The 12,551-nt window shown below is 47.2% G+C and carries 10 protein-coding genes; 9 read left to right on the top strand and 1 reads right to left on the bottom strand.

The annotated features are described in order from the left end of the window. Window positions 1–230: 230 nt before the first annotated feature. From LPY66_RS16745 to LPY66_RS16735, 3 genes are all read left to right on the top strand, one after another. Complete coding sequence (locus LPY66_RS16745) at window positions 231–572, top strand: P-II family nitrogen regulator (RefSeq protein WP_337985390.1); 342 nt, start codon at window positions 231–233, stop codon at window positions 570–572. A 418-nt stretch (window positions 573–990) separates the two neighbouring features. Beyond that, the gene (locus LPY66_RS16740) at window positions 991–1,341 is read left to right on the top strand and encodes a class I SAM-dependent methyltransferase (RefSeq protein WP_337985389.1); all 351 of its coding nucleotides are present in this window, start codon (window positions 991–993) and stop codon (window positions 1,339–1,341) included. Further along, window positions 1,341–2,084 (top strand): DUF364 domain-containing protein, encoded by a 744-nt coding sequence (locus LPY66_RS16735; RefSeq protein ID WP_337985388.1) that lies wholly within the window; start codon window positions 1,341–1,343, stop codon window positions 2,082–2,084. Before LPY66_RS16740 ends, LPY66_RS16735 begins: the two co-directional genes overlap by 1 nt. Window positions 2,085–2,324: 240 nt before the next feature. Here the strand turns inward: LPY66_RS16735 and LPY66_RS16730 are convergent, their stop codons facing one another. Next, window positions 2,325–4,283: a sigma-54-dependent Fis family transcriptional regulator gene (locus LPY66_RS16730; protein WP_337985387.1), complete on the bottom strand. Its 1,959-nt coding sequence runs from the start codon at window positions 4,281–4,283 to the stop codon at window positions 2,325–2,327. Between the two features lie 318 nt (window positions 4,284–4,601). Between LPY66_RS16730 and LPY66_RS16725 the strand changes: the two genes are divergently transcribed. Genes LPY66_RS16725 through LPY66_RS16700 form a run of 6 tightly spaced genes read left to right on the top strand, consistent with a single transcriptional unit; the run spans window position 4,602 to window position 12,542 of the window. After that, entirely contained in the window at window positions 4,602–5,081 is a 480-nt protein-coding gene (locus tag LPY66_RS16725; protein ID WP_337985386.1) for a 4Fe-4S dicluster domain-containing protein, read from the top strand. Continuing rightward, window positions 5,082–6,449, top strand: coding sequence for an aldehyde ferredoxin oxidoreductase family protein (locus LPY66_RS16720; RefSeq protein ID WP_337985385.1), 1,368 nt, complete (start codon window positions 5,082–5,084; stop codon window positions 6,447–6,449). It begins immediately after the preceding gene. Between the two features lie 26 nt (window positions 6,450–6,475). Further along, entirely contained in the window at window positions 6,476–7,936 is a 1,461-nt protein-coding gene (locus LPY66_RS16715) for a hydrogenase 4 subunit D (protein ID WP_337985384.1), read from the top strand. Further along, a complete protein-coding gene (locus LPY66_RS16710; RefSeq protein ID WP_337985383.1) occupies window positions 7,936–9,960 on the top strand; it encodes a complex I subunit 5 family protein in 2,025 nt (674 codons plus the stop codon). Before LPY66_RS16715 ends, LPY66_RS16710 begins: the two co-directional genes overlap by 1 nt. Further along, entirely contained in the window at window positions 9,961–11,640 is a 1,680-nt protein-coding gene (locus LPY66_RS16705; protein WP_337985382.1) for an NADH-quinone oxidoreductase subunit C, read from the top strand. Beyond that, window positions 11,640–12,542: a respiratory chain complex I subunit 1 family protein gene (locus LPY66_RS16700; protein ID WP_337985381.1), complete on the top strand. Its 903-nt coding sequence runs from the start codon at window positions 11,640–11,642 to the stop codon at window positions 12,540–12,542. Before LPY66_RS16705 ends, LPY66_RS16700 begins: the two co-directional genes overlap by 1 nt. The last annotated feature ends 9 nt before the right edge of the window (window positions 12,543–12,551 follow it).

Here is a 12,551-nt window from a genome sequence, read left to right as displayed (position 1 = left end):
AATATGATTTTTGTAATCAGGAACAAAAATAGGTCTGATTGAAGTATTTTTCATGATTTATCTTAATATCAGTAGGAATACAATATTCTTCTAACATGATGCTTGTCAAAATCCTGTGAAGTAATATAATTACATTATTATAATATGATGAGCAAAGACGCTCTTAAGAGTTATTTCTCTCTTAAGGGCGTTTTTTTATCTATTCAGATTTTATTTGGGGGGTTAATCCTATGAAAAAAATTGAAGCAATCGTTAGAAAGGACAAAATAGAAGGAATTATCAAGGCTCTCAAAGAAGTGGAAGTACAGGAGATTATGATGACCAAAGTCATCGGCTATGGAAAGCAGAATGGGCATATCAAGTTACTTGAGGGTGAGAACGAGACCATTATTTTTTCTCAAAAAATAAATTTGGAAATATTTGTGATGGATAATCAAGTAGAACAGGTCATTAATATCTTAATCCAAGAGGCAAGAACGGGAAGTGTTGGTGATGGAAAGATTACTGTTTATCCGTTAACGGATATGTATTCTTACAACGGGAAAACGCATTTTGCTGTTAATTATGCCTAATACCACGGTGCGGTAATCAATTTACTAGAGTTGGAAAATAATTAGTGATTTTTCTGCTCGGCAGTTTTGTTTTATGAATGATTAAGGACGGAACCCCTTGTATCTATCTTGGGATTCCGTCCTTGTTAATTTGCTTATGTTTGCCTATGATAGTTATTGACAAGATAAAATTGCGAATATATAATCATTGTGATGATTAAAGTTAAGTTATATTAGTTGTTGTTTGGTTATGTAATAAGTTTTCTTAAAAAGAGCGCATCTAAAAGCAGCGGAGGCGCCTATGAGTAACTGATGGTTCATTCTATGAGAAAATAGGTGAGTTGGTTTTCATCAAAGGTTGTTGTACAACAAGCGAATCAGTCTGTTTGCAACAACCTTCACTAGTATGTTATACATTTTTTAAACATGGAGGGAATCAATGAACAGCAGAGAAGATTTTGACAAAATTGCCAATGAAATATTTTTTCCCATTTATGAAGTCATCGCTGGGGATGCATTAAACGTATCCGCACAAAAAAGCGGAAACTGTCTTGACATCGGCTGCGACGGCGGTCATCTTGGACTGAGTGTTGCGAAACTGAGCAATATGGACATTACTTTAATGGATATAAAAGAAGATGCTATAGAAATTGCTAACAAAAGGGTTATCGATTGGGGACTTGAGGAAAGGGCTTCCACAATGGTTGGTGATGTCCGTAAAATTAATCTGCCGGATAATCGTCAGCGTACCGGTGGATTTTCAAAGTATCTAAAAGGGAGTAAAAATTAATGTGGAAGATGTATAATGAGCTAATTGACGCGATACCTGAGGATTTAACCGTACTAGAGTGCATGATTGGAGCTTCTTGGACGCTTGTCCGATCGGAACGGGGCACCGGTATTGCAAAGACCATAAAGGGAGGCAAGAAGGGCGCAGAGCTTTCCAGGGTACGTGGAATGCCGTTAAAGGAGCTTGCGAGTTACTCAAAATCCTGGAATATGCTTGAAGCGTCATTGGGGCAGGCGGCAGTAAATGCGGCATACAATACACCGTCAGAGCTGCTGGCGATTACGGGAAAACCGGTACTCAAATCTGATTCGCAAAAATCAAATGCATTCAAACATGTAGAGCCGGAGATTAAGGGTAAAAAAGTCGCTATTATCGGACATTTTCCTGACATTGAACACTTTAATGATCTATGCCAGTTATCCATTCTGGAAAGGGAACCCCGGGAAGATGATTATCCTGATTCGGCCTGCGAGTATATTCTTCCGGAACAAGATTTTGTTTTTATAACAGGTACAGCCTTTACCAATAAAACAATGCCACGTCTTTTGGAGCTGTCGAAGAAGGCAAAAACGATCCTTGTTGGTCCCAGCGTACCAATTACGCGCATTCTCTTTAATTACGGAGTTGATCAGATTGCAGGTTTGGTTGCCCTTGAGCAAGAACTGATTTGGGAAGCGGCTAAGGAAGGCAAAAAGATGAGTATCTTTAAGCATGGCGGTGAAATGGTCAATATTCAGCGCTGATCAGCCATAGCAGCAGTTGGTAGATTCAATCCACGTAACTATGGAGATAACGAATAATAATAAAGATACCGCCCTTATTTTTGAAGGAGGCGGTATGAGAGCCAGGAATACCCTCGAGCATCACGCGATGTTTGCATCGCTTCTGGCACATGTGTATATGAATAAGCCATACCTCTCCAAGGAAGAATTACTGATTCAGCCTTGGAGAATTTTTTTGAAATATAAGTTTTCTTTAAGCTGTCACAAGGAATCGGAATACTTTTTGATCTTTCTATGGAGGGTATTCCGTCCAATGCCTAGCATTTTGGCGGCATGGGTTATGTTACCCCCTGTTTTGGAGAGTGTTTCATGGATTGCCTGATATTCCTTGTCTTTTAATGTAGAATCGCCGTTTTTACAAACCGAGTGGGAGACAGGTGCATTATTTCTTAAACTTGGAGGAAGATCTTCGCAATCCAGCACATTGTTCTCCGAAAAATTAACTGCCCGTTCCATGATATTTTCCAGCTCACGGACGTTCCCGGGCCAATTGTAATTTTCCAGCCATTCCTGGAGGTCGGGTGCAATGGTTAATTTGTTTCTGTTAGACTCCAGAACTAAGTTATTCAGGAAGTGGTGAGCCAGCATAACAATATCTTCTTTTCTGTCTCTTAGGGTTGGAATATCGATGGTTAGAACGTTAAGGCGATAATAGAGGTCCAAACGGAAATTACCCTGTTTAACCTCTTTTTCCAGGTCCTTGTTGGTGGCAGCGATAATTCTCACATCCAGTGGAATAGGGGTGGTTCCGCCGATCCGGATCACTTGTTTTTCTTGCAGGATACGTAAAAGGGTTACCTGAAAATTAAGCGGCATTTCGCCGATTTCATCCAGAAAGATGGTGCCCCCGCGGGCCAGTTCGAATTTTCCGGGCTGGCCGCCTTTTTTGGCTCCGGTAAAAGCGCCTTCTTCATAGCCGAATAGTTCACTTTCCAGGAGATTGGTCGGGATAGCGCCGCAGTTTACGGCTATAAAAGGTCCTAAAGCACGGGAACTGGCGTTATGGATCGCTTGGGCAAACATTTCCTTGCCTGTTCCTGATTCACCTTGCAGCAGGACGGTGGAATTATTGCGCGCGGCGATACCGGATAAACGTTTGGTCTCTAAGATCGGGGAACTATTACCGACGATATCGGAAAAAGAATAAAATGATCTTTTTAATTGGGATCCGGGAAGAGCAGAATAAGCTTTGGTACCCACTTTACGGATACTCGCGATGACGCCTTTAAAGTATTGTTTATCGCCGGAGGTCATTTTTACCATAAAAGTCTGCTGATTTCCGGCGGATTTTTCGATTGTTGCCGTACGATCCAGGATGCCCTTATTGTGCTTAAGTTCACCCAGCCAGTGATTGGCGCGGTCAAAAATATTTTCCAGCGGTCGGCCTATACATTCCTGAGGGGAAATTCCCAACAGCGTGCTGCCGGTCTTGTTAATCCGGGTGATGTAACCTTCTGGATCGACAAGGAGCAATCCTTCAGGAATAACATCCAGGAGAGAAGACATTTGCAGATAGGCGGATACCAGTTGCTTCTGGCTATTTTCCAATAAAAGGCGGTTTTCAATAGCCCTCACGGCTGCTACCACGCTGCCCAGCAGATGAGGCTCGTGTGAGCGGTAATCACTACTCACATTTAACACTCCTGCGAGTTCGCCTTGGGAACCGTAAATTGGCGCGGCTGAACAGGTCAGAAAATGATTTTCACGGCAGTAATGTTCCCAGGCAAAGACATTTACGCAACTTTGGCTGGCCAGAGCCGTACCGATAGCGTTCGTACCCTTGACAGACTCGTTCCAATTCGCACCGACCGCTAAACGGATTTTTCGGACTTTCTCTTCAAAACCCGGGTCACCGACACTATGGAGGATATAACCCTGGGTATCTGCCAGGAGGACGACGAAGTTTCCGCCTTTGAAAACATTATGCAATTCCAGCATGACCGGTGAAGCAGCATCCAGCAGCTGGCGGTTGGATTCCATTCTTTCCCGCAGAGAATGCTGTTCCAGGAGATCATTCATACTGATACAGTATGGATTGACATTTTGTTGAACGCTTCGTTCCCAAGAATCCAAGATAATATGAGAAACGCCGGACTCAATGTGTTTTTTCTGTTCAACATATTGATTCCATACAGGAGAAGGTACAGGGAGTTTCCCCATAAGACTTGCCTCCTATCCCAAAGATATCATGGCTGTAAAAAAAATGCGTATACAAATTTATTGTACCACATTTTTGTCTATCTTTTTGTGGTGATGATTTCTTTTTTTTAACGCTGAACTGCTATGCTATTTTTGAACACCAAATTTTGGAACTGGTCCAAGGTGGCATAGCTGTTTCCATAAGAATCGAAAAAAAGTCTTAATTCAACGGATAAATAATTTTTCAAATATTGGCACGATTCTTGCTTATTTAAGATTATGCAAAACATCTCTGATCAAAAGAATGATTAAGTCAAAATTGTTGGAGGTGAATCCGCAATGAGCAAGGTCTTAATGCTCGCTCCGGAAAAATGTACCAACTGTCGTACTTGTGAACTGGCCTGTTCTTTTCAACATGAAAAACAATTTAATCCTACCCAGTCCAGAGTATCTGTCTTATCCTGGGAAAGTGCCGGAATAGCCGTACCGATCATGTGTTTGCAATGCGACAATGCCGCTTGCGCAAAAGTATGTCCGGTGGGTGCCATTACTCGGAATGAAGAAACCGGCGCGATGGTGATAAATCAAATGAAATGCATCAAGTGCAAGATGTGTATCAACGCTTGTCCTTTCGGCTGTACGGGATATGACAGTCTCACGCGTACCATCATCAAATGCGATCTTTGCAGCGGGGACCCGCAGTGTGCCAAAAACTGCGCGTCGGGAGCCATTACTTTCAGGGATGGCAACACCGCTAATCTGGGCAAAAAGAAAGTCATTGCCTCAAAATTTATGAAAATCTTCGGGGAGGTGAACTAGATGTTTGGTTGGAAAGGTCAGATTTTACGCGTGAATCTTACCTGTGGAAAAATAAGCAAAGAACCCCTGGATCCTGTCGAGGCCAAGAATTTTATCGGGGCCCGTGGCTTGGGAACCTGGCTTTACATGAAAGAGGTATCGCCAAAAGTGGAACCTATTAGCGCCGAAAATAACCTGGTTTTTGTTACCGGGCCTTTGACCGGGACCATGGCAACCAGCGGCGGACGTTATAACGTGGTAACCAAAAGTCCCCTGACAGGAACCATAGCCGCCTCCAACTCAGGCGGGCATTTTGGCCCGGAACTGAAGTTTGCCGGCTATGACGCTATTATTTTCGAAGGAGTGGCCAAAAAACCGGTTTATCTCTGGATTAATGATCGTGAAGTCGAACTGCGCAGTGCCGAGCATTTATGGGGCAAGAATGTTCCTCCCACAACAGATGCCCTGAAGGCGGAGACTTCTGAAGAAGCCAAGGTTGCATGCATTGGCCCTGCCGGTGAAAACCTGGTGAAAATGTCCTCTATCATGAACGATTATAACCGGGCCGCCGGGAGAACAGGTGTGGGAGCTGTTATGGGCTTCAAAAAGTTAAAAGCGATCGTGGCTAAAGGAACTTCCGGTGTACAAGTTGCCCAGCCCGCAGAATTCTGGAAGACCATTACGGATGCCAGGCAAAAGCTGATAGCCCATCCGGTAACGGGTCATTTTAGAAACAAAGGCTGCTTTGCCTGCAGTATCGGCTGCGGGCGGATCTCCAAAGTCCCCGGGGGCAGATACAAGTCATTCGGCGAAGGGCCGGAATACGAATCGACCTGGGTACACGGGGCGAGCACCGGCGTAGCTGATTTGGAACCTATCATTAAGTCTAACTGTCTTTGCTATGAGTTTGGAATGGACCGTGGCGGCTGTCATGTGCGCGGTTATACAATATCCCCTGAGATTCTCGGGATTCCGGAAAAACTCGATCCCAATACTACCGAAGGAAAAGCCCAGTGGGTGAAATTGTTCCAGGACCTGACCGCTGCTGTGGACTCGGCCGGGCTTTGCCTGTTCACAACTTTCGCGATCGGAGCGGATGAAATTGCTGCCCAGCTGCGTACGGCCACAGGTATCGATTATACGGTGGAAGAGGTTCTGAAGGCAGGCGAACGCATCTGGAACCTGGAACGCAATTATAACCTCAATAACGATTTTTCCAAAGCTGACGATACCTTGCCGCCGCGTCTGCTCAAAGAGACGATGAAAATCGGCCCTAACAAAGGACAGGTAGTCCTACTGGACGAAATGTTGCCGGAGTATTACAAACTCAGAGGTTGGGATGCCGAAGGGAGACCAACCAAAGCCAAATTGGAAGAATTAAACCTTTAATCCGGATTAAAGAAGAGGGTGGAGATGTGTTCCAAATCCTGATAGTGATCATTGTTTTGCCTTTTTTGGGAGCGCTACTTGCAGCACCTTGCCAGGCGCAAAAAGCCGACCGTGTTGCCGCAATTTTTGCGGGAGCGGTTCTGGTTGCCGGGCTAGGCACTGTTATATGCTCCTGGAGTAAGGTCGTTTATTATCCGTTGGGGCAATTGCCCTGGCTGCCGCTGAAGCACCCTTTATTCGGTGTGGCAATCGACGGCCTCAGCGCTTTGATGCTGCTGGCCATAACGGTCGTCGGTTTTTTGGTGGTGCTTTATTCGGCTGGTTATTTGAGTAAATTCAATCTTGAACATCCTTCCCAGGAAGGCAAAGGCAGGTACTACTTCTTTCTGTTGCTGTTCATCGGCGCGATGGTTGGCCTGGTCCTTTCCCCCAATTTTTTACAGATGCTCATTTTTTGGGAACTGACCACTTTATGCTCCTGGGCTTTAATATCCTTTCTCGGCAACCGCGAATCTCTCGCGGCGGGCTATAAAGCACTGCTAATTACACACGCTGCAGGATTGTTCTTTGTAGCCGCCATCTTAGTTATTTTTCATTATACGGGTTCGTTTGAATTTTCGGCGCTCCGGGAGTTGCCGGCGGGTGTTCACAGTCTGGTTCTGGTATTCTTGTTCATTGCTGCTGCAGGCAAAGCAGCGCAGTTTCCGTTGTTTACCTGGCTGCCTACGGCCATGGCGGCTCCGACTCCGGCCAGTGCTTATTTGCATGCCGCAGCAATGGTGAAAGCCGGAGTTTATCTGACGGCACGTGTACTGGTCTCCGGAGGGACAGTTCCTTTCGATGTGGCGGCCGCCCTCGGCGGGGTGGCTATCCTGACCATGTATATCGGATTGATCTTTTATTTCTTCCAGGATGATTTAAAAAGATTGTTGGCTTTCTCCACGATTGCCAATCTGAGTTATATGATGCTGGGACTTGCCCTGGGGGCTATGGGATCCAAATTAGCCTTGGAAGGGGGACTCTTGCACCTGATCAACCATTCCTTCACTAAAAGCTTGCTATTCCTGGCTGTAGGAGCCATTTCCTGCGCAACCGGAACCCGGAAGATCCCGGCTTTAAGCGGCCTGGCTAAAAAAATGCCGATTACGAGCCTGGCTTTCATTATTGGCGCTTTAGCCATTAGTGGGGTACCCCCCTTCGGGATATTTTGGAGCAAATACCTGATTATCACCGGGGCCTTGGAGCTCGGAAGCACCCTGGGGATATTCCTGGCGGTACTGGTGCTTTTGGAAAGCGTAGCCGGTTTTGCCTGTTTTCTGAAGGTTGTTCACCGGGTTTTCTTTGGGGAGGTTTCTCCAAGTGCTGAATTGGCGAAAGACCCGCCGGCGGTTATGCTGGTTCCTCTCCTTGTTTTGATTGTTCTCAGCGTCATTGCACCTTATTTTTCATTACCGCTGATAAGTAAGGCGATAGGAGGGTTGTTTTAATGAACGATGCCATAATAAGCAGTGCTGTCTTTCTTATCCTTATCCTAACGGCTTGCCTGGTTTTACTGGTTAAAAACTGGCGCCAGGCCGGACTGATCAGTTTATTGGCCGTGATCATAGCCGGAGTGGGGATGACGGTCATGGCTGTCCGGGTCTTCTTGAGCGGGGAGGTCGACTTCGTCTTTGCCCGCCAAATTGCCGGTTTTCCGGCTGTACTGTCCTTCCGCATGGATCACTTAAGCGCTTTGTTTGTTCTCCTGATCGCTTTTCTGTCCACCTGCTCGGTGATTTATGCCCAAGGCTTTATGCAGGTGTTTCGTCAGGAAAATCCCGGTCGTTACTATGCACCATTTTTGTTATTTGTAACAGGGATGTATGGTGTGGTGGTATCCGCCGACTTGTTCTTCTTCATCCTCTTTTGGGAGATGATGACTCTTTTCTCTTACTTCCTGGTTGTCTTTGAGAACAAATCCCCCGCCAAATTGAAGGCCGGATTTACGTACTTTATTGTCACCCAAGCAACTTCGATCGGTTTAATTTTCGCTTCAGCGATTCTTTACAGTTACACAGGAAGTTTACGCCTATCCGAATTGACGGTGCTTTTTCAAGGGTTGGCCCAGACCCATCCGGCTGTTCTTCATCTAATCTTGGCTTTATTTTTTATCGGTTTTGGAGCCAAGGCCGGGGTATTTCCCTTAGGTTTTTGGATGCCGGAAGCGTACGCCGCTGCCCCGGCCAGCGCCACAGCCGTATTTTCCGGAGTGATGAGCAAGATGGGCGTCTATGGGATCTTGCGGGTTTTTGTCTGGCTGCTGCCGGCAGCAGATATTGCTGCAACGTGGGGGTTTATTCTGGCTACCTTCGGTGTTTTGTCCATGTTGATCGGCAACTTACGGACATTGTATGAGGTAGACAGCAAACGCTTATTGGCGCAAAGCAGTATCGGGCAAATGGGCTACATCCTGTTAGGGATCGGAGCAGGCCTGTGTTTCCGCACGTCAGCTCCGTTTCTCAGTGTCCTGGCTTTGATCGGGGCCATTTATCATGTGATAAATCACGGTTTGTTTAAATCATTGCTCTTTTTCAACACAGGCTCCATCTTATACCGGACAGGAACGAATGACTTAAACCAGGTAGGCGGATTGGTAAAATTGATGCCGGCTGCTTGCGCAGTTGGTTTGGTGGGATCACTGGCCATCTCCGGGATGCCTCCTTTCAATGGCTTTGTGAGCAAATGGCTTTTGTACCAGGCTTCTATTTTTGGCGGCACAATCGTTCCATTATTTGCGCTTTACGGGATTATTGCTATTTTTATCAGTACGGTCAGCCTGGCTGCTTATCTCAAGTATATGGGCACGGCTTACCTGGGTATTTTACCGGAGAAATTCAGCGCCGGGCCTAAAGGGCAACCGTTTAGCATGGAAGCCGTCCAAATCCTCCTGGCTGCAGGATGTATCCTGTTGGGCCTCATACCCGGTCTGCCTGTACAAATACTGTACAGCGTAGTTGCAGGCCCAGCTGCGGACGGAGCTTCCCAGGCGGGTATACTAAATAGTCTGGCCTGGGGAGGCGGTACGGTTATCGGGTTTGAAGGCAGCATTTTTTCTTCGGGCTATACACCGCTCATTCTTCTGGCAGCACTCCTTTTGGGGATTCTGATCAGTTGGGGTTTATCCAGGGTATACAAGGTTCCTGTCCAACCTGCCGAAGTGTGGAGCTGCGGTGAAAAAATTGAAGATGAACTGATCCGTTACCGCGCTGCTGGCTTCTATGCTTCATTTGCAGCTTATCTTCCATTTCTTAACCATAAGATCTCCTGGCCTAAGTGGAAATTGCCCCGTTCTCTGACTGTTGTCCTGGATTTGGACCGCTGGTTTTATTTCCCGATTGGCAAAAGATTTATGCAGTTTGCCGGTAAATTTAGTCAAACCCACCGCGGAAGGCCACAGCTCTACCTGCTTTGGCAAGTGATAGGCATTGGACTGTTTTTCCTGGGTTTATTCTGGTTAATGGGGGTGAAATAGATGGCCAACAGTTTTGAGTTAATTAACCAAATTGAAGAGAATTTTGCCGGAGCGGTTAAGGTTGACAGCGTAAGCGGGAGGGCGGCCTTTCTGTCCACCAGCGGAGAACGGCTCCTGGAGCTGACGGATTTTTTGGCTAATAAAATGGACGGCAGGTTTATTATGGCCATTGGTACGGATAAAAGGCCAATCAATAACAAGTTTGAGATCTCTTATCTTTTTGGCTTTGACCGGGATGGGTTTGATATCAGTCTGAAGGTTGAGGTGGAGGAGGAAAAATTGGAGGTCCCGTCCATCACGCAGGTCATCCCCGGTGCCAACTGGGCAGAACGGGAAGTTTATGACCTGCTCGGGATCGTTCCGCGGAACCATCCCGACCCGCGTCGTCTGATCCTGGCTGATGACTGGCCCGATGACCAATACCCGCTGCGCAAGGACTTTGAGCACAACCACAGGCCGCCGGCAGTGCAAGTCAAGAAGATTATGAAAGAGCCGGAAGGCAATGCTACGGTTTTAAGCGTCGGGCCGTTTTTTCCCACGCTGGAGGAACCGGCGAATTTCAGACTCTTCGTCGAAGGTGAAAAAGTGGTGGGGTGCGATTACCGTGGTTTTTTCAGCCATCGCGGGATCGAGAAACTGGCGGATAAGGTGCTGGATTATAACCAGGTGCCGTTTATGGCTGAACGGGTTTGCGGTATTTGCGGATTTGTGCACAGCTGCAGCTATTGCCAGGCTGTTGAAGATGCCGCGCTAATCGAAGTACCGGCCAGGGCCAGGTTTATCCGAACCATCATGTTGGAATTGGAAAGAATCCATAGTCATTTGCTCTGGATTGGGCTTGCCGGTCATGTGATCGGTTTTGACACCGTCTTGATGCAGTCCTGGCGGATCCGGGAGCCAGTCATGTGGTTATGCGAACAGATATCCGGAAACAGGAAGACCTACGGGATGAACCTGGTCGGCGGTGTCCGGCGGGATATTCCGGAAAGCTTGCATCCCAAGATTTTGGAGACACTGGCTGAGATTGAGTCCCAGAGCAGGTCTATGGTGGATGCGATTATCAAAGATACGCCACTACTGATGCGGCTGAAAGGCGTGGGGGTGCTTTCCCCGCAGGACGCCCGCAAGCTTTGCGTGGTTGGCCCTACAGCCCGGGCCTCGGGACTAACAACCGACATTCGTGTGCAATACCCCTATGCGGCATATGGTGAACTTGAGTTTAAAGCGGCCTGCCAAACAGGGGGAGATGTTCTGGCCAGAACTTTGGTCCGGGCCGAAGAATTATTTACAGCCATCGACTTGGTGCGGCAGGCCCTGCAGAAAATGCCGGAGAGTCCGATTATGGCCGAAGTTCAGGATATTCCACCCGGAAAAGAAGGCATCTCTGTAGTTGAAGCTCCAAGGGGGGAAGCGATGCATTATGTGCTGACCGGTACGGAAAACCGTCCTTACCGTTGGGTGATCCGGGCAGCGACTTATCCGCAGCTGCAGGCTATCCCCCACATGCTGAACAAGAGTACGGTGGCCGATTTTCCCTTGATTGTCGCCAGTATTGACCCTTGTTTTTCCTGTACCGAACGGGTGGAAACGGTGGACCGTTCCAAACACACCCTAAAAATCTACCGGCGTGAGGAGCTTCTGGAACAGCCGCAACGTAAATACCAGGGAGGGGAACAGTGATGTTGAAAGTGATTGTACTGGGATTTGTTCATATTTTCATTATTTTACTGCTTTCACCCCTGTATGAGGGCGTGATGCGCAAAGTACGGGCGGTTGTGCATTCCCGGCAAGGTCCGCCCCTGCTTCAGCCCTATTACGACCTGGCCAAGCTGATGATAAAGGACGACCAGCAAGTATCCGGGGACTTTATCTTTAAAAGTGCACCGGTGCTGTGCCTGGGCAGTGTCATTCTTGTGGCTCTATTTACACCGATGGGGACAGACGCTCCTTTGAGTTTTACCGGCGACGCCCTGGTTTTAGTCTATTTATTAACGATGTCGGCAGTATTTATTATTCTGGGCGGGATGGCTTCGCGTAATCCTTATGCTTTCCTGGGCGCCAACCGTGAAATGATGCTGCTCTTAGTGGTGGAACCGGTCCTGGCGATATCTCTGATGACCGGAGCAATCAAAGCACACTCCCTGATGCTCACTGATATCAGTGGTTTTATGGCGGCTACCCCTACCTTGTCCCTTGGCGTGGCGGGTCTGGCTTTCTTCTTGGTGATTCAGCCGGAAATGGCGAAAATTCCTTTTGATTTGGCTGAAGCGGAGACCGAAATTATGGAAGGACCGTTTATCGAATATTCCGGACGCAGGCTGGCGCTTTTCAAATGGGCGTTTTTTGCCAAACAGGTTATTTTTGTTTCCCTCTTTGCCCAAATCTGCTTACCATGGCTCCAAACCGGAAACGCTTTCCTGGATATCGTCCTTAACTTGCTGAAAGTACTGGTGCTGGTGGTTGTAGTGGAATTGATCGCTGCATTGAACCCCCGGCTAAAAATAGAGCAGGCAATCAAATATTTTGCCTGGGTGATTGTTTTTGCCCTGGCAGGTATGGGCTTAGCCTTACTGGGATTGTAAAGGGGGGAT

This window comes from Dehalobacter sp. DCM, from assembly GCF_024972775.1.
Classification (GTDB): domain Bacteria; phylum Bacillota; class Desulfitobacteriia; order Desulfitobacteriales; family Syntrophobotulaceae; genus Dehalobacter.
The sequence above is the reverse complement of the archived record's forward strand: the minus strand, read 5'-3'. Positions and strand labels throughout refer to the sequence as shown.

Bases quoted from the DNA above. Each gene is read 5' to 3' on its own strand.
- LPY66_RS16745 (WP_337985390.1), top strand. From the start codon at position 231: ATGAAAAAAATTGAAGCAATCGTTAGAAAGGACAAAATAGAAGGAATT.
- LPY66_RS16740 (WP_337985389.1), top strand. From the start codon at position 991: ATGAACAGCAGAGAAGATTTTGACAAAATTGCCAATGAAATATTTTTT.
- LPY66_RS16735 (WP_337985388.1), top strand. From the start codon at position 1,341: ATGTGGAAGATGTATAATGAGCTAATTGACGCGATACCTGAGGATTTA.
- LPY66_RS16730 (WP_337985387.1), bottom strand. From the start codon at position 4,283: ATGGGGAAACTCCCTGTACCTTCTCCTGTATGGAATCAATATGTTGAA.
- LPY66_RS16725 (WP_337985386.1), top strand. From the start codon at position 4,602: ATGAGCAAGGTCTTAATGCTCGCTCCGGAAAAATGTACCAACTGTCGT.
- LPY66_RS16720 (WP_337985385.1), top strand. From the start codon at position 5,082: ATGTTTGGTTGGAAAGGTCAGATTTTACGCGTGAATCTTACCTGTGGA.
- LPY66_RS16710 (WP_337985383.1), top strand. From the start codon at position 7,936: ATGAACGATGCCATAATAAGCAGTGCTGTCTTTCTTATCCTTATCCTA.
- LPY66_RS16705 (WP_337985382.1), top strand. From the start codon at position 9,961: ATGGCCAACAGTTTTGAGTTAATTAACCAAATTGAAGAGAATTTTGCC.
- LPY66_RS16700 (WP_337985381.1), top strand. From the start codon at position 11,640: ATGTTGAAAGTGATTGTACTGGGATTTGTTCATATTTTCATTATTTTA.